This is a genomic window from Acidimicrobiia bacterium (assembly GCA_030584185.1).
GTDB lineage: Bacteria > Actinomycetota > Acidimicrobiia > Spongiisociales > UBA11373.
The window spans coordinates 660,154-681,195 of sequence record CP129495.1 but is presented as its reverse complement, the minus strand read 5'-3'; the positions used below and the strand labels follow the sequence as shown (position 1 = coordinate 681,195).

Annotated in this window: 20 protein-coding genes; 14 read left to right on the top strand and 6 right to left on the bottom strand. The window is 68.7% G+C overall.

Annotated elements, in window-relative coordinates; translation table 11 throughout:
• Positions 1 to 7: 7 nt before the first annotated feature.
• Entirely contained in the window at positions 8 to 847 is an 840-nt protein-coding gene (locus tag QY307_03495; protein ID WKZ83315.1) for a DMT family transporter, read from the top strand.
• A gap of 24 nt (positions 848 to 871) precedes the next feature.
• Here QY307_03495 and QY307_03490 read toward each other — a convergent pair whose 3' ends face one another.
• Together QY307_03490 and QY307_03485 are read right to left on the bottom strand one after the other, a co-directional pair.
• Positions 872 to 2,623, bottom strand: a complete 1,752-nt coding sequence (locus tag QY307_03490) for an acetyl-CoA carboxylase biotin carboxylase subunit (protein WKZ83314.1) — start codon at positions 2,621 to 2,623, stop codon at positions 872 to 874.
• A gap of 10 nt (positions 2,624 to 2,633) precedes the next feature.
• Complete coding sequence (locus QY307_03485) at positions 2,634 to 4,184, bottom strand: acyl-CoA carboxylase subunit beta (protein ID WKZ83313.1); 1,551 nt, start codon at positions 4,182 to 4,184, stop codon at positions 2,634 to 2,636.
• A 20-nt stretch (positions 4,185 to 4,204) separates the two neighbouring features.
• Between QY307_03485 and QY307_03480 the strand changes: the two genes are divergently transcribed.
• The 5 genes from QY307_03480 (at position 4,205) to QY307_03460 (ending at position 8,873) form a co-directional block, all read left to right on the top strand.
• Positions 4,205 to 4,912: a biotin--[acetyl-CoA-carboxylase] ligase gene (locus QY307_03480; protein WKZ83312.1), complete on the top strand. Its 708-nt coding sequence runs from the start codon at positions 4,205 to 4,207 to the stop codon at positions 4,910 to 4,912.
• Between the two features lie 34 nt (positions 4,913 to 4,946).
• Positions 4,947 to 5,543, top strand: a complete 597-nt coding sequence (locus QY307_03475) for a hypothetical protein (protein ID WKZ83311.1) — start codon at positions 4,947 to 4,949, stop codon at positions 5,541 to 5,543.
• A gap of 130 nt (positions 5,544 to 5,673) precedes the next feature.
• Positions 5,674 to 6,906 carry an LCP family protein gene (locus QY307_03470; GenBank protein WKZ83310.1) on the top strand — a complete coding sequence of 411 codons (1,233 nt, stop codon included), beginning with the start codon at positions 5,674 to 5,676 and terminating at the stop codon, positions 6,904 to 6,906.
• Entirely contained in the window at positions 6,890 to 7,930 is a 1,041-nt protein-coding gene (locus QY307_03465) for an NDP-sugar synthase (protein WKZ83309.1), read from the top strand. The genes QY307_03470 and QY307_03465 overlap by 17 nt, the downstream gene beginning before the upstream one ends.
• A 7-nt stretch (positions 7,931 to 7,937) precedes the next feature.
• The gene (locus QY307_03460) at positions 7,938 to 8,873 is read left to right on the top strand and encodes a GDP-mannose 4,6-dehydratase (protein ID WKZ83308.1); all 936 of its coding nucleotides are present in this window, start codon (positions 7,938 to 7,940) and stop codon (positions 8,871 to 8,873) included.
• 4 nt (positions 8,874 to 8,877) lie between these two features.
• Here the strand turns inward: QY307_03460 and QY307_03455 are convergent, their stop codons facing one another.
• Genes QY307_03455 through QY307_03445 form a run of 3 tightly spaced genes read right to left on the bottom strand, consistent with a single transcriptional unit; the run spans position 8,878 to position 11,405 of the window.
• Positions 8,878 to 9,762 carry a zinc finger domain-containing protein gene (locus QY307_03455; protein ID WKZ83307.1) on the bottom strand — a complete coding sequence of 295 codons (885 nt, stop codon included), beginning with the start codon at positions 9,760 to 9,762 and terminating at the stop codon, positions 8,878 to 8,880.
• 21 nt (positions 9,763 to 9,783) lie between these two features.
• On the bottom strand, positions 9,784 to 10,488 hold the full coding sequence (gene cofE, locus QY307_03450; GenBank protein WKZ83306.1) for a coenzyme F420-0:L-glutamate ligase: 705 nt from the start codon (positions 10,486 to 10,488) through the stop codon (positions 9,784 to 9,786).
• On the bottom strand, positions 10,485 to 11,405 hold the full coding sequence (locus QY307_03445) for a 2-phospho-L-lactate transferase CofD family protein (protein ID WKZ83305.1): 921 nt from the start codon (positions 11,403 to 11,405) through the stop codon (positions 10,485 to 10,487). The genes cofE and QY307_03445 overlap by 4 nt, the downstream gene beginning before the upstream one ends.
• Positions 11,406 to 11,432: 27 nt before the next feature.
• Between QY307_03445 and QY307_03440 the strand changes: the two genes are divergently transcribed.
• The 7 genes from QY307_03440 to QY307_03410 are packed head-to-tail and all read left to right on the top strand — an operon-like array spanning position 11,433 to position 18,985.
• Entirely contained in the window at positions 11,433 to 14,228 is a 2,796-nt protein-coding gene (locus QY307_03440; protein ID WKZ83304.1) for a hypothetical protein, read from the top strand.
• Entirely contained in the window at positions 14,225 to 15,553 is a 1,329-nt protein-coding gene (locus QY307_03435) for a DUF5719 family protein (GenBank protein ID WKZ83303.1), read from the top strand. The genes QY307_03440 and QY307_03435 overlap by 4 nt, the downstream gene beginning before the upstream one ends.
• Positions 15,546 to 15,920, top strand: a complete 375-nt coding sequence (locus QY307_03430; GenBank protein ID WKZ83302.1) for a hypothetical protein — start codon at positions 15,546 to 15,548, stop codon at positions 15,918 to 15,920. Before QY307_03435 ends, QY307_03430 begins: the two co-directional genes overlap by 8 nt.
• Before the next feature lie 52 nt (positions 15,921 to 15,972).
• Positions 15,973 to 16,200 (top strand): DUF3499 family protein, encoded by a 228-nt coding sequence (locus QY307_03425; GenBank protein ID WKZ83301.1) that lies wholly within the window; start codon positions 15,973 to 15,975, stop codon positions 16,198 to 16,200.
• Between the two features lie 4 nt (positions 16,201 to 16,204).
• Complete coding sequence (locus QY307_03420) at positions 16,205 to 16,501, top strand: hypothetical protein (GenBank protein ID WKZ83300.1); 297 nt, start codon at positions 16,205 to 16,207, stop codon at positions 16,499 to 16,501.
• A gap of 29 nt (positions 16,502 to 16,530) precedes the next feature.
• Entirely contained in the window at positions 16,531 to 16,731 is a 201-nt protein-coding gene (locus QY307_03415; GenBank protein WKZ83299.1) for a hypothetical protein, read from the top strand.
• 58 nt (positions 16,732 to 16,789) lie between these two features.
• The gene (locus QY307_03410) at positions 16,790 to 18,985 is read left to right on the top strand and encodes a hypothetical protein (protein WKZ83298.1); all 2,196 of its coding nucleotides are present in this window, start codon (positions 16,790 to 16,792) and stop codon (positions 18,983 to 18,985) included.
• Here QY307_03410 and QY307_03405 read toward each other — a convergent pair.
• Complete coding sequence (locus QY307_03405; GenBank protein WKZ83297.1) at positions 18,926 to 19,639, bottom strand: glycosyltransferase family 2 protein; 714 nt, start codon at positions 19,637 to 19,639, stop codon at positions 18,926 to 18,928. The genes QY307_03410 and QY307_03405 overlap by 60 nt on opposite strands.
• Before the next feature lie 68 nt (positions 19,640 to 19,707).
• On the opposite strand from QY307_03405, the gene manB reads away from it, so the two are divergent.
• Complete coding sequence (gene manB / locus QY307_03400; GenBank protein ID WKZ83296.1) at positions 19,708 to 21,033, top strand: phosphomannomutase/phosphoglucomutase; 1,326 nt, start codon at positions 19,708 to 19,710, stop codon at positions 21,031 to 21,033.
• Positions 21,034 to 21,042 lie beyond the last annotated feature (9 nt).

Sequence of the window (21,042 nt, the reverse complement as noted above, 5' to 3'; positions counted from 1 at the left end):
TCATCTGATGCCGCTGCTGCTGGCAGGGCTGTCGTCGCTCGCCTTTGGCGTGGCCGACTTCTTCGGTGCTCTCGCCACCCGTCGCATGGCGGCGGTGACCGTGGTCATCGGGTCCCATGTGGTGGCTCTGGTGGCGATCTTCGCCGCCGCTCCGTTGTTCTCCGAGGGATCGCCTGGTTGGGGCTCCCTGGGATGGGGAGCCGCCGGAGGCGTCTTCGGAGCCGCCGGCCTGGTCGTCTTCTATCACGCCCTGGCGACGACAAGGGTCGGGGTGGCGGCTCCCGCCGCCGCAGTCGTGGGGACGGTGGTGCCCGTGGTCTTCGGCCTGCTCATCGGAGAACGCCCGGGGTGGGCCGCCGCGTTGGGAATGGCCCTGGCCGTGCCTGCTCTGATCCTGCTGCCGTCCGGCGACGGGACTGCAGCGGTACGCGCCACCGCCCTGCGCGCCGGAATGCTGGGGGGCATCGCCGGGCTCGGGTTCGGGCTGTTCGGGATCCTGATCTCCCGTACCGGGGATTCATCGGGTGTGTGGCCGCTGGCAGGCGCCCGCGTTGCTTCTCTGGCGTTGATGGCCCTGGTGGCGCTGGTCGCCGGAAGGCCCCTGCTTCCCGAAGGCCGGTCGTGGGGCGTCGTCGGCGCCGCCGGGCTTCTCGACATCGCGGCGAACGTGCTGTTCCTGGTGGCGGTGCGCCAGGAGTTGCTCTCGCTGGTGGTGGTGGTGATGGCCTTCTATCCGGCGGTCACCATCGCCCTGGCTCGTGTGTTCTTCGGGGAGCGCACAGTGGCCAAGCAGCGGCTGGGCCTGGTGCTGGCGGCAGGCTCCATCCTGATGATCACTCTCGGGTGAGGCGCTCCGAACCGAGAGACCGATCTAGCGCACCACCGCCAGCACGGCGCCGCTCGCCACCTTGTCGCCGGGCTGGACCCTCAGATCAACCATCTCGCCGCCGGCAGGCGACCGGATCTCGTTCTCCATCTTCATCGCCTCGAGGATGAACAGCGGGTCGCCGGCCTCGACGCGGTCGCCGGCCTTCTTGTGGACCTTGACGATCGTCCCCTGCATGGGAGCGGTGATGGCGCCCGCGCTGTTGCCAGCCGCCGGGGCCTGCGAGAGCTTGGGTGGCCGTCGTCGCGGCGCCGGGCGCCGCCCCGAGGTCGAGGTTGCCGGAAGCGTCTCGGGGGCCCAGGTCTTGACGACGAACCGCCGTCCGCCCACTTCGACGGTCATCGATCGCTCCGCCAGCTCCTCGTCTTCTGGCAGCTGCGACGGGGATGGGTGGCGGATCGCCGTCAGGTCCATCTCCTCCTCCACGGTGCGGGTGTGGTGGGTGCCGGCGGTGAACGCAGGCAGGTCGAGGGCGAGCCTATGGAACGGGATGGTGGTCTCGACTCCCGTGATCGTGTACTCGTCGAGTGCCCTGCGCGACCGCTCGATGGCTTCCTGGCGGTCCCTGCCCCAGACGACCAGCTTGGCGACCAGATTGTCGTAGTACTGGCTGATGGCCGAGCCCGCCTCGTACCCGCTGTCGACCCTGACGCCGAAGCCACCCGGCTGGCGATAGTCCACGATCCGGCCCGGGCTGGGGAGGAAGCCGGTCGCCGGGTTCTCGGCGTTGATGCGGAACTCGATGGCATGGCCCCGGGCCGAGATCTCGCCGAACGACAGCGGCTCCCCCATCGCCACCCGCAGCTGCTCTTTCACCAGGTCGATGCCGGTCACCATCTCGGTGACGGTGTGCTCCACCTGAAGCCGGGTGTTCATCTCGAGGAAGTAGAAGCTGCCAGAGGCATCGACGAGGAACTCGACCGTCCCGGCGTTCTCGTAGCCGGCAACCTTGGCCACGGCCAGCGCCGCCTTGCCCAGCGCCTTGCGCTGCTTGTCGTCCAGAGCGGTGGACGGAGACTCTTCCACCAGCTTCTGGTGCCGCCGCTGCAAGGAGCAGTCGCGCTCGCCGAGGAACACTCCCTTGCCGTGCTTGTCGAAGATGATCTGTGCCTCCACATGGCGTGGATGCTCGAGGTACTTCTCGACGTACACCTCCGGGTTCTTGAAGTAGGCGTCGGCCTCCCGCCGCGCCGACTCGAACGCCTCGTCGAGGTCGGCCGCGGAGCGCACCACCCGCATCCCCTTTCCACCACCGCCGTGAGCCGCCTTGATGGCGATCGGATACCCGAAGCGTGTGGCGACGGCACGAACCGCGTCGGCGTCGGGCAGGGGCTCCATGGTCCCGGGCACCCCTGACACGCCGGCCTGCTCGGCCACCTTGCGCGAGGCGATCTTGTCGCCCATTGCGGTGATGGCGGCCGGCGGCGGCCCCACCCAGGTGAGACCGGCATGGATGACCCGAGAGGCGAACTCGGCGTTCTCGGCGAGGAACCCGTAACCGGGATGCACGGCGTCGGCACCGCTCTCGGCGGCCACCCGAAGGATGGCGTCGATGTCGAGGTACGACTCTGCAGCAGGGGCGGGGCCGATGTTCCACGCCTCGTCGGCATGGCGGACGTGGAGGGCGTCCCGGTCGATCTCCGAGTAGACGGCGACGGCGCGCAGCCCCAGCTCCTTGACGCCGCGGATCACCCGAACGGCGATCTCCCCCCTGTTGGCCACCAGCACGCTGCGCATTGCGAGCATCCTAGAGAGGCACGTTGCCGTGCTTCTTGGGCGGGAGGGTCACCCGCTTGGTGCGCAGCATCTCGAGCGCCTGGATGAGGCGGACCCGCGTCTCCCTGGGCTCGATGACCTCGTCGATGAGCCCGCGTTCGGCGGCCACGTAGGGGTTGGAGAAGGCGGCCTCGTAGTCGGCGATGAGACCGGCCCGGGCCGCATCCTGATCGTCGGCCGCTGCTATCTCCCGCCGATGGATGATGTTGACGGCTCCCTGGGCTCCCATTACGGCGATCTCGGCGGTCGGCCAGGCGAAGGCGATGTCGGCCCCGACGCTGCGAGAGTTCATCACCACGTAGGCGCCTCCGTACGCCTTGCGGGTGATCACCGTGATCCTCGGGACGGTCGCCTCGCAGTAGGCGTACAGCAGCTTCGCGCCGTGACGGATGATCCCGCCGTGCTCCTGTCCCACGCCGGGAAGGAATCCTGGGACGTCCACGAAGGAGACGATCGGGATGTTGAAGGCATCGCAGAAGCGCACGAAGCGCGCCGCCTTCACCGAGGCATCGATGTCGAGAGTCCCGGCCAGGAACGCCGGGTTGTTGCCCACGATCCCCACCGAGTACCCGTCGAGCCGGGCGAACCCGACCGAGATGTTCGGGGCGAAGTGCTGGTGGACCTCGTAGAACTCCCCGTCGTCGACCACCAGGGCGATCAAGTCGGTCATGTCGTACGGCTGGTTGGGGGAGTCGGGGACGATCGTGGTCAACCCCTCATCCATGCGGTCGGGGAGGTCCGAGGGGGTGAAGAACGGGGCCGCCTCCATGTTGTTCTGCGGCAGGAAGGAGAGGAGGTACCGCACCTCCTCCAGAGCCTGACGGCCGTCGGAGGCGACGAAGTGGGTGACCCCGGACATCGTCGAATGTGAGCCGGCCCCGCCCAGCTCGTCGAAGGTGACGTCCTCGCCGGTGACGGCCTTGATCACGTCCGGGCCGGTGATGAAAAGGTGGGAGGTGCCCTCCACCTGGTAGACGAAGTCGGTGATGGCGGGCGAGTACACCGCTCCTCCGGCGCACGGTCCCATGATCACAGAGATCTGGGGGATCACCCCCGACGCCCGGACGTTGCGACGAAAGATCTTCCCGTATCCGTCCAGTGCGAACACGCCTTCTTGGATGCGCGCCCCACCCGAGTCCTTGAGGCCGATGAGGGGAGCACCGGTGTCCATCGCCAGGTCCATCACCTTGCAGATCTTCTCGCTCACCGCCTCCCCGAGAGAGCCCCCGAAAACGGTGAAGTCCTCGGCGAACACGAAAACCTGCCGGCCGTCGATGGTGCCCCATCCGGTGATCACCGCATCGCCCGGCGGCCGCTGGTCCTCGATCCCGAAGCCCCGGGCTCGATGTCGCACGAACATGTCGAGCTCGACGAACGAGCCCTTGTCGAGGAGGGCCTCGATGCGTTCGCCCGCAGTCATCTTGCCGGCCTCGTGCTGCTTGTCCACGGCGCGACTGCTCCCTGCGTGGTCGTGCTCGTCGCGCAGCCGGCGCAGCCGCTCGATCCGTTCCTCGGTGCTCATCGGTCCCCGGAGTATGGTCTTTGGGGTTCGACTCGCGGCGCACCCCGGATGGCTACACCCTGATCACCCATCATCTCGACTCGGTCGCATCCACCCAGGACGAAGCCCGGGCGCGCTTCGTCGATGCCCCGGTGCTGGTGACCGCCGCCTCTCAGCGGCGCGGAAGAGGGCGGTCGTCGGCGCCATGGATCGACGCCCCGAGGGCCGTCGCCGCCTCTCTCGCCTGGAGGCCCGACTGGCCGGTCGAGACACTGAGCCTCGTCCCCCTGGTCGCCGGCCTGTCGGCACTCGACGTGCTGGAGGGGGGCCTGCTCCTCAAGTGGCCCAATGACCTGATGGCGGGAGTCGACAAGGTGGGGGGCATCCTCGCCGAGCACGCCGAGGGAGTGGTGGTGGTGGGTCTCGGTGTCAACCTGTGGTGGGCCGATCCGCCACCGGGGATCGGTTCCGTCCTCGCGTTCGACCCGGGGCCCGATACCGCTCGAGCGGTGGGCGAGGGGTGGGCGAACCGCCTGCTGGAGCGTCTCGCCGCAGGCCCGCGAGACTGGGGTCGGGACGAGTACCGACGGCTGTGCTCCACGATCGGAGCAGGCATCACATGGGAGCCGGACGGTGCCGGCGTGGTCACCGACGTCGACTCCGCCGGGCGGTTGGTGGTGGCTTCCGATCGTGGGGAGGTACTGCTCGATTCGGGGGAGGTCCACACGGTCCGCCGTCGGGCCGACTGAGCCGCCTCGCTAGCCTGGTCACCGAGGTGATGAGATGACCGTACTCCAGGGCGAGGGTCGGGTTCCCATCCTCTATGGGATCCAGCCGCTGCCGACGCCCCCGCACCGTTCCTGTTACCTGGCGCGCCCCGATGCCGAAGGCCGCCACCCCGGTGTGGTGGTGGCGTCCCCCGATCCGGAGCCCTCGTCTCCCACCAAGGCCCTGGCGCGGCACCTGGCGCGACACGGATACGCCGCCGTGGTGCCCCGAGCGGTGCCAGGGGATCTTGAGGTCGCCGTTGCCGCCTTCGGCGCCGGGTGGGGCGAGTGGTCGCGCGGCGGGACCCATGCAGTGGTGGGTATCGGCACCGGCTCGCCGCTGGCGGTCCAGGTGGCGGGGCCCGGGGCGGTGTTGGCGCTTCTCTCGCCGGAGCCCGCCGACCTCGAACTGCCCGCAGGCGTGCCGGCTCTCCTGGTGACCACCAACGACGCGGAGCAGCCGACCGGGGGCGCCGTCGTTGTGTACCGCGGTCTCGAACCCGGATTCTGGGACGACGGCTCGCCCGACTACAGCGATGCGGCGGCTCGCGATGCCTTCGCCCGGATGGTCGGCTTTCTCGATCTGCACCTCGGCGTCGCCGCCCTCGCCTGAGCGGCCGTTGTCTCGCAGTTCTCCACCACTGCTATAACCTCCTGGCGCACCCATGACCATGCCATCCCATCCGCGTCCTCCGGCGCCGGTCCCTCCGCCCCCTCCACCTTCCACCCCACCCAAGAAGGGGATGAAGCGCGCCCTGGTCTGGTTCCTGATCGTGGCCAACCTGGCCGTCTTCGGAACCCTGGGGGCGGTCCTCTGGGCGGCGCGTGAGGTCTCCTCGGCGGTCTCCACCCTTCCCGAGGGCGACGTTCCGCTGTCCGATCTGCCGCCAGAACTGTCGGCCCCGCGAACCTTCCTCCTGGTCGGCAGCGACAGCCGGGAGAGCCTGACCTCGCTGGAGGGCTTCGGTCCTGCCGGAGGGCAGCGCGCCGATGTCATCATCCTCATGCAGGTACTCCCGCAGGAAGGGAAGGTGCAGCTCCTGTCGATCCCGCGCGACCTGCGCATCGACTACGGAGGCACCGTCGGCAGGGTCAACGCCACCTTCAACTCGGGAGCGGGCAACCTGGTCGCCGCCGTCGCCGACGAGACCGGGCTCCCCATCCACCACTACCTGCAGGTCGAGTTCGCCGGGTTCGCCTCGATCATCGACGCCATCGGAGGCATCCGCCTCACCTTCCCCTACCCCGCCCGCGATCTGTCTTCCGGACTGGAGGTGGGTGCCGGAACACAGGTCCTCGACGGGTACACGGCGCTCGCCTACGCCCGCAGTCGCAAGTACCAGGAGTTCCGCAACGGCCAATGGGTGAGCGTCGATGCCAGCGACATCGGCCGGACCCGTCGCCAGCAGGACGTACTGCTAGCCATCCTCACCCAGGTGGATCGGCCCTCGTCGCCTTCGGGCTTCAGCGATCTGGTCGATGCGTTGGGAGGCTTCGTGGTCTCGGATTCGGCGTTCGATGCCGAAGAGATCATCCAGTTGGCCTGGTCGATGCGGTCCATCGATGGCGCCAGCGTCGAGTCGATGACGCTGCCGGTGAGAAACTTCTCGGAGGGTGGGACCTCCTACGTGGTCCGGGTCGAACCGGACGCCTCCAACGTCATCGACGCCTTCGCCAGCGGCGTCGAGATGACGACCGACGCCGAAGCGCGTATCCAGGTTCAGAACGGCAACGGTGTCTCCGGTTCGGCTGCCACCGTCGGCACCCAGCTCTCCTCCGCCGGCTTCGACGTCGTGGGATCGATCGACTCGGCCCGCAGCGACTACGCCGTCACTCAGATCGTGTCGGGAGCCTCCAACCTGGCTCTGGCCCAGGCGGTGCGCGATGCCCTCGGATACGGCGAGGTGATCCTGGGCCGTACGCCCGCCGACGTCGAGATCGTGGTCATCCTCGGTGCCGATGTCCCCCCTGGCTGATCGGCCCCGCCAGGCCGTTCTACTCGTCGGGGGTCGGGGCACCAGGATGTGGCCCCTCACCCACGATTCTCCGAAGGCGTTGCTTCCGCTTGCCGGGGTTCCCTTCGTCGAGTATCAGCTGAGGCAGCTGGCCGGGGTCGGTGTCGAAGAGGTCGTTCTCGCCGTCGGCAGGCACCTGTTGGAGCGCTGGGAGGAGTATGTGGCCGTCCCGCGGGCCGGCATCGACCTTCGTCTCGCCGTCGAGGACACCCCGCTCGACACCGCCGGGCCGGTGAGGGCCGTCCTGGACTCGCTGGAGGACAGATTCCTGGTGCTCAACGGCGACGTCGTGGTCGAGGCCGATCTGGGCCGGGTCGTCGATGCCGCCGGGCCGGCAACCCTCGGCCTGGTGGAGGTCGAGGACACCTCGGCGTACGGGGTAGTGGTGACCGACGACTCGGGCCGTGTCCAGCGTTTCGTGGAAAAACCGCCGCCGTCCGAGGCTCCGGCGCGAACCGTCAATGCCGGGATGTACGCCCTGGAGCGTTCGGTGTTCGAGAGGTACCCGGTGGGACCCCTCTCCTTCGAACGAACCGTGTTCCCCGATCTGGCTTCGGCCGGGCTACTCGGAGCGGTGATCCTCGAAGGACAGTGGATCGACATCGGGACCCCCGATCTCTACCTGGCGGCGCACGACGCGGTACATGCCGGGGCGACTGCACTCCACCGCCCAGAGCGGGCGCACGACCATCCCGCCGGTCGCGGCGCCTGGTCGTTCGTCGGCGAGGGCGCCCGGGTGGCGTCCACCGCCGTCGTCGAGGAGGCGGTGATCCTCTCGGGGGCCGAGATCGCTGCCGGCGCCGTCGTGCACAGGGCGGTCATCGGCACTGCCGCCGTCGTCGGCGAGGAGGCGATCGTCACCGGCGCCGCCATGGTGGGTCCCGGCGCCGTGGTGGGTTCGGGATGCGAGCTCGACCGGGGGGTGAGGATTGCCCCGGCGACCGTTCTGGCGCCGGGTAGCGTCAGCTTCTCTCCACCGAAATGAGGGTGTCGTGACCAGACGGGCAGTGGTGACCGGCGGTGCCGGGTTCGTCGGCAGCCATCTGGTCGAGGTCCTGCGCGATCGCGACTGGAGCGTGCTCGTCGTCGACGACCTGAGCAGCGGCCAGATGGGGAACCTCACCGCCGCCAAGCACCGCGGGGTGCAGGTCCACGTCACCGACGTACGCGCCCCCGAAGTGGCCGATGTCCTGGGCCGTTTCGGCCCCGAGGTCGTCTTCCATCTCGCCGCCCAGTCCAAGGTGAGGCCCTCCATGGACGACCCGATCCACGATGCCGAGATCAACGTGATCGGCACCCTCAACGTGCTTCAGGCGTCGCTCTCCGCCGGTGCCCGGAAGGTGTGTTTCGCCTCTTCGGGAGGCGCCGTGTACGGAGACGGCGTGAAGCTTCCGGCCAAGGAGACAGCGGCGAAGAGCCCCGCTTCGCCCTACGGCATCTCCAAGAAGATCGTCGAGGACTACTTCCGCTGGTATCGCGAGGTGCACGGCCTCGAGTACACGCTCCTGGCCCTGGCCAACGTCTACGGCCCCCGGCAGGACGCCTCGCTCGAGGGCGGGGTGGTCGCCATCTTCGTGCAGGCGATGCTGGAGGGCCGGCGACCCACGATCTTCGGCGACGGGCGCCAGACCAGGGACTTCGTCTACGTCGGTGACGTGTGCGACGCCTTCGTGCGGGCCGCCGACACCGCCGACGGCTTCTTCTTGAACGTCGGGACCGGAACCGACACTTCGATCGACCGCCTGTACGAACTGATCGCTGGGGCCACCGGCTTTCCGTCGCGACCCGAGTACGCCGCGGCCAAGCCGGGCGACATCTACCGCTCCGTGATCGATCCTTCGCGTGCCAAGCGCGAGCTGGGGTGGGAGCCCTGGACGCCTCTGGCCGAGGGGCTGCAGCGGACCGTGGAGTGGGCGCGGGCCGGCTGAAGCGTCACTCGAGATCTTCGATGTCGCGAGGGAAGTCCTGCTTGAGCAGCCTGCTCAGGGCGCGATCGGCGAAGATCCGGCCTCCCGTCTGGCAGCGGGCGCAGTAGTTGGTCTCGTTGTCGGCGTGAACGATCCGCTGCACCGGCGACCCACACACCGGACAGGGCAGGCCGAACCGTCCGTGAACGGACATCTCGGGGTGGAACGCGGTCACCTTCTCCGGGAACCCCTCTCCCGCCTCGGAGCGGAGCCGTTGTGTCCACTCGGTGAGAATCTCCTGCGTCGCCGCATGGAGCAGGACGATGTCCTCGGCCGTGAGTCGATCGGTGAGGACGAGGGGTGACAGCCGGGCCCGGTGCATGATCTCATCGGCGTAGGCTCCGCCGATCCCGGCAATGATCCTGGGGTCGGTCAGGGAGCGCTTCAGCGTGTGACGCCCTCGCATCAGGGCGGCGGCGAACTCACCTGGTGACGAGTCGAGCGGCTCGACGCCTCCCGGATCGAGCGCGGCCAAGGCGTCATCACCCTCCACCAGGTGGATCGCGGCTCGCCTCTTGGTCCCTTCCTCGGTGAGCAGGAACGTGGCGCCGGGGAAGTCGATGGCTGCCAGGCCGCGCCGTCCCGGGATGGCTGCTCCCGGGGGTCTCAGGCGCAATCGACCGGCGACCATCAGGTGGATCACGATGCTCAGGTCGCCTTCGAGGCAGAGCACGATTCGCTTTCCGATTCGTCGGTAGGCGATGACCTTTCGACCGGCTGCGGCTTCGGGAGGAGGGGCGAAGGTGCGCAGGACCCAGGGAGACGCGATCCTCAGGCGGAGCAGTGGGCCGTGGCCGGCGATCGCCTCCAGTCGTTCCAGGTAGACCACGATGTCGGGGAGTTCGGGCACGGGACCGCCACCTGGGTTCGATTACCGGAACATGTCCTCGTCGGCCGGGCGCACCAGGTCGGTGGCGCGGCCCTCACCCCTCGTTCCGCCGAGGCCGCGCACCAGGGCGGCCGGGATCCCGTCCGCCTTGCCCATCACGAGGTCGGCGGCGGCAGCGATCTCGTCGACCACGGCCACCTCGGTGACGGTCAAGGTCCTTCCCTGAGCATCCTGGGTGCCCCGCAGGTCGAGCAGCGGCTCGATCCCGGACACGCCGATGGCGACATCGACCAGGCCGCGGCGCCAGGGACGGCCGAAGGTGTCGGTGATCACAACGGCGACGTCGACCGCGGTGGCGGCGCGCAGTGCCAGGCGTATTCCGTGTGCCGAACGGTCAGGATCGTGGGGCAGCAGCACCGCCGTGCCGGGGGCGGCGTTGGAGCGGTCGACGCCGGCGTTGGCACAGATGAACCCGTGGCGAGTCCGGGCGATCACCATCGGACCCCTACGCCTTACGACTCGATCGGCCTGTTCCAGGACCAGGGCGCGATACGCAGTCTCCTCATCGCCGTCGAGCGGGGCCACCGCTCCCTCCGCCTTGGAGACCACCTTGTGGGTGACCACCAGCACGTCGCCGGTCTCGAGTCGCAAACCGGCGGCACCAACCGCCTCGAGCAGGAGCCGGGGCAGATCGTCGCCCGGCTCCACCTCGGGCATGCCCCCTAGCGGATGGATGGAGAGGGTCATGGCAATCCCAGGACGAACTCGGCGAGACGGGCCCCTTCGTCCCTTCCCGGGATCCGGGTGTCGGTGGAGTGGATCCGAACCTGTCCGGCGAGGGTTCCCAGATCCCTGGAGTCACCCTGGTCGATGACGAGGTCGGTGAGCAGTCCTCGGTAGGCCTCGATGACACCGGCGTTTCCCGGGGGAAGGCCGAGAGAGGCCATCACCCGGTCGGCGGGGCCCTTCAGCGCCCGCCCGGCGAACAGCGGGCTGATGGCGATCACCCGCCGCGTCGCGGCGACGGCATCGCGGATCCCGGGAACGGCGAGGATCGGCCAGATCGACAGCGGGGGGTTCGACGGGGCGATCACCAGCAGGTCGGCGCCGGCCACCGCCTCCAGGACTCCCGGTGCCGGGGCGGTCAGTCCGGCTCCGGCGTACTCGATCTCGGCGACCTCGTCTCGGTGGCCCCGGAGCACGAAGTACTCCTGAAAGGCGAGCCACTGGCCTGCGGTCGTTCGCAGCCTGGTGCGCAGCGCGCCGTCGGTGACCGGGAGCACCGAGTGCACCACACCGAGGGATGCCGCGATGCGACGGGTCACCTCGGAGAGCGCCACGCCGTCGTCGAGTGCCTCGGTTCGGAACAGGCAAGTGGCGAGGTCGGTGTCGCCGAGCCTGAAGGTGGTGTCGACGCCATGGGCGGCGAGCGCTTCCATGGCATTGAAGGTGTCGCCGGCCAGCCCCCAGCCCTGTGGACCGACGCGTCCGGCGAGTGTGTACACGACGGTGTCGACGTCGGCGGAGACGTGCACCCCATGGATGCGATCGTCGTCGCCCACGTTGACCACGACGGTGAGGTCCTCGGCGGGGAGGACTGCGGCGAACCCCCTCGCCGCCCGGGCACCACCGACGCCACCCGAAAGCAGAGTGACCCTCGTCATCTCGCGCCCTTCGTACAATGCCAACCCATGTCCACGGACCCCCAGTCGACCTCCAGTCCAACCGCGCCCGGGGTCGTGGCAGTGGTCACCGCCGAGGACCCCGATCATCTCCGCCCCTGTCTGGAGGCGATCGCAGACCAAGTGTATGGGCCGAGCCGGGTCATCGTGGTTGGCGGGTCGGACGAGGTCCGTCACGCCGCAACCGAAGCAGGTGCCACCTGGCGTCCCCACATGAAGGCCGTCTACGACTCCGTTCCGGCTGCGGTGGACTACATCTGGGCCCTGCGCGAGCGGGCCCGCCCTCGACCCGAGGCGCTGGCGGCGCTCGTCGCCGATGGCGCGAGGGTCGACGCCTCGGTGGCCGGCTCGAAGGTGGTCGATGCATCCGATCCGAGGCTCCTCATCTCGGTCGGCTACTCGACCGACGTCTTCGACGCCCCCTACTCCGGTCTACAGCCAGGCGAACAGGATCAGGCCCAGTACGACGTGATCCGTGACGTGGCTGCGGTCTCGGACACTTCGATGCTGATCCGCCGTGACCTGTTCCGCGGTCTGGGCGGGATCGACCTTCTGATGTCGCCGACATCGGCCGCCGTCGACTTCTGCCAGCGTGCCAGGTTGCGCGGGGGACGGGTCGTCGTGGTGCCCTCGAGCGTGGTCGGGTACCAGGGTCCCGACCCGGCCCCTCGCTGGCGGGAGCGGGCAGGGGAGACCCGGGCCATGATCAAGGCCTACTCTCCGCTGACCCTGCTCTGGGCGATTCCGGTCGCCTTCCTGGTGGGGCTCGCAGAGAGCGTGCTCGGACTGGTCGTGGGCCGCTTCGCACTCCCGGGGCTCCTGGCCGCAGGGTTCTGGAACCTGTTCCATCTTCCGTCGGCACTGAGGGCCCGCTTCCAGGCACGCAGGGGCCGTGAGGCGGGCGACGAGGAACTGTTCCGATACCAGGTCAACGGCTCGGCTCGGCTCCGTCACCTCTGGGACGAGGTGGCCGAGAAGGTGCGCAGTCGCTTCCCGGAGGGCGTGCTCTCCGGATTCGCCGAGGCGGTCGAGGCCGGGCAGCAGAGAATCCGCAATCCTGCCTTCTTCGCCGGGCTGGTGGTGGTCGGGTACGCCCTGGTGGCGACCCGTCAGATCTGGGGCGACGGCCTGCCGATGGGAGCGTTCAGCCTGTTGCCACCGGAGGGCGCTCTGGACGCCCTGGACGCCTACGCCGGTGGCTGGAACCCGGCCGGGTTCGGATCCCCCGAGGTGTTGCACCCTTCGGTGGCGGCGACGGCAGTGGTCCAGTTGCTGCTCTTCGGCCGCGGCGGCGCCGCCGTGGCCGCAATCACCGTGGCTGCGGCGATCGGTGGCGTCTTCGGCCTCTCGAGGCTGCTTGTCCATCGAGGCGTGGATTCGGCCGTCGGCCTCTTCGCCGGGCTCACCCTCATGGCCGGTGTCGCCGTGGGCGCGATGATGGCCGAGACCCACTGGTCGGTGCTTCCCGCAGTTGCCCTTCTGCCCTGGGCTGTGGCCGCCGCATTCGGCGACATCGGACCCGAGGGCCGGCTACCGCGCCTGGCACTGATCACGCTGCTGGTCGGGGCGGCCGCGGCGTTCTCGCCGGCGAGCCTGCCGGTGGCTCTGCTCGTCGTGGTGGCCGCGGCACTTGTCGGGGTGCCCCGCAGCCGACCCGCCCTGTGGAGGGTGCTGGCCTCCACCGTCGCCGCCGTTCCGCTGCTGATGCCCTGGATCCTCTACTCCAGGCCGGTGGAGTTTCTGCGATCCGGGGAGCCGGCCTTCTGGGCGCCGTCCTGGCTCGTGGTGGCCCTGATCGCGGTGATCGCGGTCGGTGTCATCGGCACCGGAGACCGGCAACTCGGGGCACTGACCCTGTGGGGTGGGTTCCTCGGCCTCATCGGGGCGGCGGCAGCCCGAAGCGGTGATCTCGGAGGCGGCTCGCAGATGCTGGTGCTCGGTGGGACCACGGCCGGGCTGGGCCTCGCCATCATGGTCGGGGCCGCTCTAGAGGCAGGCAGGAGGAGGAGGGCCTGGGGTGGCTCCGCCTCGCTGGGAGCGGCTGCGGCGTGGAGTGCAGCCGTGCTGCTCGTCCTCGGTACGGTCACCGTGGCGGGCCCGGGGAGGGCAGGACTGCCGCCGGACACCCTCGACGGGATCTATCGCTTCGCCGACACGCAGGACGCGGCGCCGTCGCGCATCCTGCTGTTCGGGCCGGCCGAATCGATACCGGGCGACGAGCGGGACTTCGATGGGCTCGGATATCGGGTGTTCGTTCCTCCGTATCCCCGTACCTGGGAGGCGCTCCTCAACACGCCTCGAATGGGGGACGACGCCTTCCATGAGGCACTGGGCTCGATCGTCGAAGGCGGGGAGCGCCGTGCCGGGGAGCTGCTTGCCAGGTTCGGCATCGGATGGGTGGTGTTCGCCGAGCCGAGCCCACTGCAGGCGTTCTTCGACACCCAACTCGACATCGTTCCGCTGCGTTCGCTCGACTTCCCCGTGTATCGCAACGAGGTGAAGGCCGCCCTGGCGGTGTCGCGTGACGGTTCGGCCTGGTGGCAGCAAGGCACCGGCTTCGTCGCCCCCGATGGCGCCTCTGGCGAGGTCGTGGTGGCCGTCAACGGCGACTGGCGTTGGGGGCCCGGCGACTGGCAGCAGGAGGGATGGGCCAATCGCCTTTCGGGAAACCCGGGCCGGGTGGAGTTCGCCGGTCACCTGCCCCGTCGACTCCAGGCGATCGGGGCCGCCGTGTGGCTGGCTCTGCTGGGTCTCGCCGTGCTGTTCGGGGTGCGCCGAGGCGGTGCCGAAGGCGAGCGGCGATGAGGCGGATCGTCACCCTCGTCCTGCTCTTTGCCGGCGGCGCTCTGGTTGCCCTTCTGCCAGCTCCGGCGGAGCCGCCGGAGCCGCTCGCCGGGCTGGTGATCGATCCGCCGGGGATCGGCTCGCCGGCCGACAGCTCGATCTGGTACTGCCCTTGGGGACAGGCAGGAACCGAACGCGACTCCTACTTTTCGGTCGCCTCGATCGAGGAGGCAACCGCTTCGTTGACCTTCCCCGTCGCGATACCCGGGGAGCCACCCGATCTCGCCTCCCTGGCCGTCCTCCCGTACGGTGCCGCCGGATTGAACCTCTCCGAGATAGCCACGAGGGGCGACTCTGCGGGCTTCATCGAGATGGATGGAGGCCCGTCGGCCGCCTCGGTGACCGTTTTCGGGGATGTCGTGATGGGCGATGCCTGCATCACCAATGGGGGAGACGAGTGGTTCTTCGCCGGTGGATCGACCATGGACGACGACACCCTGACGCTGAGGTTGTTCAACCCGTTTCCCGAGGTGGCCAAAGTGAGCATCGGAGCGTTCTCCGAGATCGGGGTGGAGGCACTCGGCGGGCTGCGGTCGGTGTCGGTGAATCCCCGCTCCTGGCGCGACGTCTCCTTCCAGGAGGTCTTCCGGCAGCGGCAGTCCCTGGTGGTCTCGGTGCGCACCGAGAGCGGCCTCATCGTCCCGGTGATGGCCTACGGGTCCGGAACCGACGAGGCATTCTGGAACGGAACCGGCCTGTCGCCCACCTGGGAGCTCCCGGTCGTCCAGACCGAGGGTGTCGCCGCCGCCCTGGTTGTGGCCAACCCGGGGCTGTCTCCGGTGGAGGTCACCATCGACCTATTCGGCGAATCCGAGGCCTTCCCGGAAGAGTTCGACCTGACGGTGCCCGCCCAGTCGCCGCTGCGCGTCGACCTGTCCCAACTGCCGGCACAGGCTCTCGGGGCGCGTGTCACCGCCAGCGGTCCGGTCTCGGTGGCGGTGACCGCAGTAGGTACCGGCGGAACGGCCGTGACCACCGGTTCCTCGACCGGGTCGCGCGCCTGGCTGCTCCCTGGCGTGCGCACCATGGCCGGCGTCGAAGGTGCCCTGTGGTTGCTCAACACCTCTGACGAGCCCCTGTCCGTGACCGTCGGCACCCTCACCTCGGGCGAGGTACGCAACTCGCGACACGTGGTCGATCCCGGTCGCCTGCTTCGGTTGGAGACGACGCGCACCGCCCTCGGCTACCTGGTCTCCGCTCCCGAACCGCTCATGGTGGGCTGGACGATGTCGGGCGACCAGGGTGTCGCCTTCGGCATCGGCTCACCGGTCGAACTCGATGGGTGAGGCGCTGGGGAGGGTGGCGCTGGCAGGCGTCGCTCTGGCTATCGGTCTCGGGATTGCCTGGTGGGGGAGGGCGGGAGAGCGACGCCGTCTGTCCCGAGCCGATCTCGACCTCTCGGCTTTCGACGCCCGGGTGCTGTTGTTCACCGCCGAGAGGTGTTCTCGTTGCGAGCGGGCTCGGCGCCTGCTTCGTGGCTCCGGGATGGTCTTCAGAGAAGTCGCCTTCGAACTGGAGCCGGAGCGATTCCGTGGCGCGGGAGTCGGCGGTGTTCCACTCCTGGTCGTCAGGGATGAATCCGGTGCCGAGATGGGCCGCCTGGCGGGCCGGATGTCCCGGCGTTCGGTGCGCCGGCTCCTCGCCACCGGCTGACCAGGCGAGACAACTCGACACGGAATCACATGATTGTGATTATCCTGCCGACATGACCGAACGCTGTGTTCGCTGTGGCACCCCCGCCGGGATCGTGATGTCGTTCAACTATGACGACGGAACGATCTGGCTCGACGACCTGGTCGAGCCGACCACGCCCGGGCGGGGGTATGCGATGTGCGAGGACCATGCCTCGCGCATGACGCCGCCAGTGGGGTGGACGCTGGTCGATCGCCGCCGGGCGTTGCGGCCGCTGTTCGCCTCGCTCGAGGTCGCTTGACGTCGTGCCCATCGACCGCGACGTCCTCGACGCGGTCATGGGGATGGACGAGCACGAGCTGCGGAGGCTCGTCATCCTCGCCCGGGCGCGCCTGGAGAATCGGGGGGTCTCCTTCGAGGCGGGGGCGCCGAGCGTGTCCCTGCGGCGCCAGTGGGTGCGCTGCGGCAAGGAGTCGTGTACCCGCTGTCCGCACGGTCCCTACTGGTACGCCTACTGGCGGGAGGGCGGGCGGCGGCGATCTCGATACGTGGGCAAGCTGGAAGAGGAACCGGTAAAGCACAGCACTCGTGCTGCCGATTGATATCGTCTCCGGTGGAGCAGGAGGAAGGGATGGCGAGACGCGCCACAGAGGCGTCGACGGTGCCGTGCGGCAAGTGCGGGGCGCGCGACGCGATTCAGATCGAGATCACATTGCCCGACGACACCGATGTCACCTTCAACTCGTGCCATCGCTGCGAGCATCGCTGGTGGGAGGCAGGTTCCGGCCTGATCGACCTGACGGCCGTGCTGGAGAAGGCCCGCCGCCGCTGACCGGTCGTTCGCGGCGGACCGCAGCCTTGCCCTCGGTCGGCGTTAGCCTCCCCTGGCCGTGATAGCCGAGCATCCCATCGCTCCCAGTGAGGCCACCCTCCCAGGGCGCTGGTCCTGGCACCGCTGGGTGACGCCGTCGGTTCTGGGTCTTGCCGCACTGGTCGCCTTCCTCATGATGCGGCCGGACCTGATCTTCACCGCCAACACCCCGACCGGTGGCGACATGGGTGCTCACGTCTTCCTGCCCGCATACATGCGGGACACGCTGTTCTCCGATGGCCGAATCCTGGGGTGGACCAACGACTGGTACGCCGGGATGCCGGTGCTCTACTTCTACTTTCCGCTTCCGGCATCGATGATCGTGTTGCTCGACCTGATCCTCCCCTACGGCGTCGCCTTCAAGTTGGTCACGGTCGCCGGCCTGGTGGCACTCCCGTTCGCCTCTTACGTCCTGTGCCGCGGCATCGGGTTCACCCGGCCGGTCTCGCTGGTGGGGGCGGTGGCCGGGGGGACCTTCATCTTCATGGAGAGCTTCTCCATCTACGGCGGCAACACGCTCTCCACGCTTGCAGGCGAGTACTCCTTCTCGTGGTCGTTCGCCTTCTCGGTGGCGTATCTGGGTGTGGTCATCCGCAACGTGCGTGAGGGGCGGGGGTTCACGGTCGGCGCCGGGGTACTCCTGGCGTTGACTGCGCTCTCGCACGTGATCACGACGCTGATCGTGGTGCTGGCCTCTTTGCCGCTGCTCTTTCGGCGGCGGGGGCCGACCCACCTGGCGACCTCCTGGGGCGTCGGGTTCTCTCTTGCCGCCTTCTGGGCTCTGCCGCTGCTGGCGACCATCCCGTACACGACCGACATGGGCTGGTTCCCGGTCAAGGGCATCGAGCCGGTGTTGCAGCGCGAGCTCTGGCCCCTGCTGGTCCCGGCGGTGGCCGGCCTGGGCTGGGCCATCTCCCGGCGTCACATCGTGGGGCCGCTGATCGCCTTGCTGGTGATCCCGGTCTCCGGGTACTACCTGATCCAGTTCATCGACTACCGGAAGCTGTACAACGCGCGCCTTCTGCCGTACTGGTACTACGCCGTGTTCCTGCTCGCCGGAATCGGGGCCGGCGCAGGCGTGCAGTGGCTCGCCCGTCGAATGCGCGGGGGGGACACCGCTCGCTGGGCGCTGGCGGCAGCGGCGGCGGTGGCGATGCTCGTTCTCGGCATCAGCGGCATCAACAAGACCCCCGGTTGGGCGCGCTGGAACTACTCCGGATACGAGGGAAAGCAAGTGTTCGCCTTCACCTCGGAGGGCGACCCGATCCTGCAGACGGATCACTGGGCCGAGTACCGCGGCCTCATGGAGACCATCGACACACTGCCTCCGGGAAGGGTGATGTGGGAGGCCAACAACGAGATGAACCGTTACGGCACGCCGATGTCGCTGATGCTCATCCCGTACTGGTCGGAGGGTCACCCTTCGATGGAGGGACTGTTCTTCGAGTCGGCTCTGTCGACCCCTTTCCACTTCCTCAACGCCGCCGAAGTGAGCCTGCGGCCCTCCAACCCGGTGTCCGGGCTCAGGTATCACTCGATGGATTTCGATCGCGGCGTGGCGCACCTCTCCCTGTTCGGCGTGACCTACTTCGTCTCGTTCACCGAGGAGGCAGCCCAGGCGGCCACCGACCACGGACTCGAGGTCCTGGCGACCTCGGAGCCGTTCACCGTGTTCGCTCTGCCCGAGACCTCTCTCGTGGAGGTCGCCTCTTCGGAGCCGGCCGTATGGTCGGGTGAGGAGGGGTTCTTCGAGGCCAGCCTGGACTGGTACGACGACGTCACCGCCCTCGATCGTCTCATGGTGGAGGAAGGGCCTCCGGGGTGGCGGCGGATCGTCGAGGTGTCCGATCGGGAGCGCCGAGCGGTGTCCACCGGGGAAGTGACCGATCTCGTGGTCGATCACCATCGCATCGCTTTCCACACCACCGCCGTCGGTGTGCCCCACCTGGTGAAGGTTTCTTACTTCCCCAACTGGACGGCCTCCGGAGCCGCCGGCCCGTACCGCGCCGCCCCGTCGCTGATGGTGGTGGTCCCGACACAGGAGGACGTCGAGATCGTGTTCGCCGAGCAGGCGCCCGAGATCGTCGGGAAGTTTCTCACCCTGAGCGCTCTGGTTGCGTTGGCTGGGTACGGGGTGCTGCTGCGGCGGCGCCGGTCAGCGGGCCGATCGGCGCTCTCCACGGAGCGCCCGTCGGATCCGCAGCAGCCCGGCTAGCGTCCGCGGCACCCTCTTGAGGAACGACGAGCGTGCCTCTCGCATCTCCTCGACCAGTGCCGGGACCTCGACGATGCGGTATCCGGCACGCTCGGCACGGATCACCAACTCGGTGTCGAACAGGTCGCGTGTCGAGATGACCTCAGGAGCGATCTCGGTGACCACCGAACGGCGCAGCACCTTCATCCCATGGGTGTCGCTCACCTTCGACCGGAAGAGTGCTCGCAGCAGGAGGTTGAAGCCGAAGGTGCCGAGCCTGCGCAGCAGGCTCCTGCGGTCCTCGGCCCCGACGGCCCGTTTCGATGCCAGGACCACGTCGGCTTCGTCACCCAGATCCAGGGCGGCTCTCAGGAACTCCTCGGAGAAGTAGTCGATGTCCACGTTGGCCACCCACTCCCCGCTTGCGGCCAGGAATCCGGCGCGCATCGCCGCTCCGTAGTCCGGCTCGGGCAGATTCAGGATCGTGATGCGCCCGTGGGCGTCGGCGAATGATCGGGCGATCTCGGCGGTGCTGTCGGTCGAGCCGTTCTCGGCCACCAGCACCTCGACGTCATCCCCTAGCCCGCTGGCCACGCCGATGAGCCGCGGCAGGGCCTCGGGCAGGAATCCAGCCTCGTTGTGAACGGGTACCACGATGGTGAGCCTGGGAGGCACGATTCGGGCGAGTCTAAGGGTCGGCAGCAGTCGGCCGGGTACGCACCCCGCCGTAGAATGGTTCCCTCATGGATCTCGCCGCCATATTCAAGGCCTACGACGTGCGCGGCCTGGTTCCGTCTCAGCTGGATGAAACGGTGGCGCTACGCATCGGTGCCGCCTTCGCCACCTGGACCGGCGCCGGGCGCCTGGCGGTGGGGCACGACGCCCGGCATTCATCGCCGGCCCTTGCCGACGCCTTTGCTGCCGGTGCTGCCGGCACTGGAGCCGACGTCGACTTGTTGGGGATGGTGGCCACCGACATGACCTACCACGCTGCCGCCATCTTCTCGGAGCCTGCGGCGATGATCACCGCATCGCACAATCCCAAGGGATGGAACGGCATCAAGCTGTGCCTGCCCGGTGCCGCTCCAGTGGGTGCCGAGACCGGGTTGGCGGAGGTGCGCCAACTCGCCGAGAGCGGGCAGGTCGTCACCGATGGAGTTGGTGCCCTCACCCGGCGCGACGTGGTAGGCGATTACGTGGATCACGTCCTGAGGGTGGTCGAAGCCGAGAGCATCGGCCCGATGACCGTGGCCGTCGATGGGGGCAACGGCGTCGCCGGTGTCGTGATCCCGCGCATCTTCGACTCGATCCCGGCCGAGCTATCGGGGTTGTACCTGGACCCCGACGGCAGTTTCCCCAACCATCACCCGGATCCGTTGCGCCCGGAGAACCTCCGAGACCTGGAGCGCCTGATGACCGAGAGTCGTCCTGCACTCGGGGTGGCGTTCGATGGCGACGCCGACCGGGCGTTCTTCATCGACGACGCCGTGCAGCCCCTCTCGGGAAGCACCATCACCGCCATGATCGCCAGTTGGTTCCTGCGCCGGCGTCCCGGCGCCCGGGTGGTCCACAACCTGATCTGCAGCCGGGCGGTTCCGGAGAGGGTGTTGGCCGAGGGAGGCGTTCCGATCCGAACCCGGGTGGGGCACTCCTTCATCAAGACGGTGATGGCCGAGACCGACGCCGAGTTCGGAGGCGAGCACTCCGGCCACTACTACTTCCGCGATCACCACCGGGCCGACAGCGGGGTGTTGGCCATGCTGGTGCTGATGCGCCTGCTGTCGGAGGATGGCAGGCCACTGTCGGAGATCCGGAAGGAGTACGAGCCCTACGCGCAATCCGGCGAGCTCAACCTCGAGGTGGATGATCAGTCGGCAGCGCTCGAGGCGGCAGCCAAGGCGTTTCCGGGGAATCACGATCGCCTCGACGGTTTGACCGTCGACCTGGGCGATCGGTGGTTCAACCTCAGGCCGTCCAACACCGAGCCCGTACTGAGGCTCAACGTGGAGGCGCCCGATCCCGAGGCCGTGGCCGGCCTCGTCGACCGGGTGCGGGCCGTTCTCGCATGAGCGGCCAGG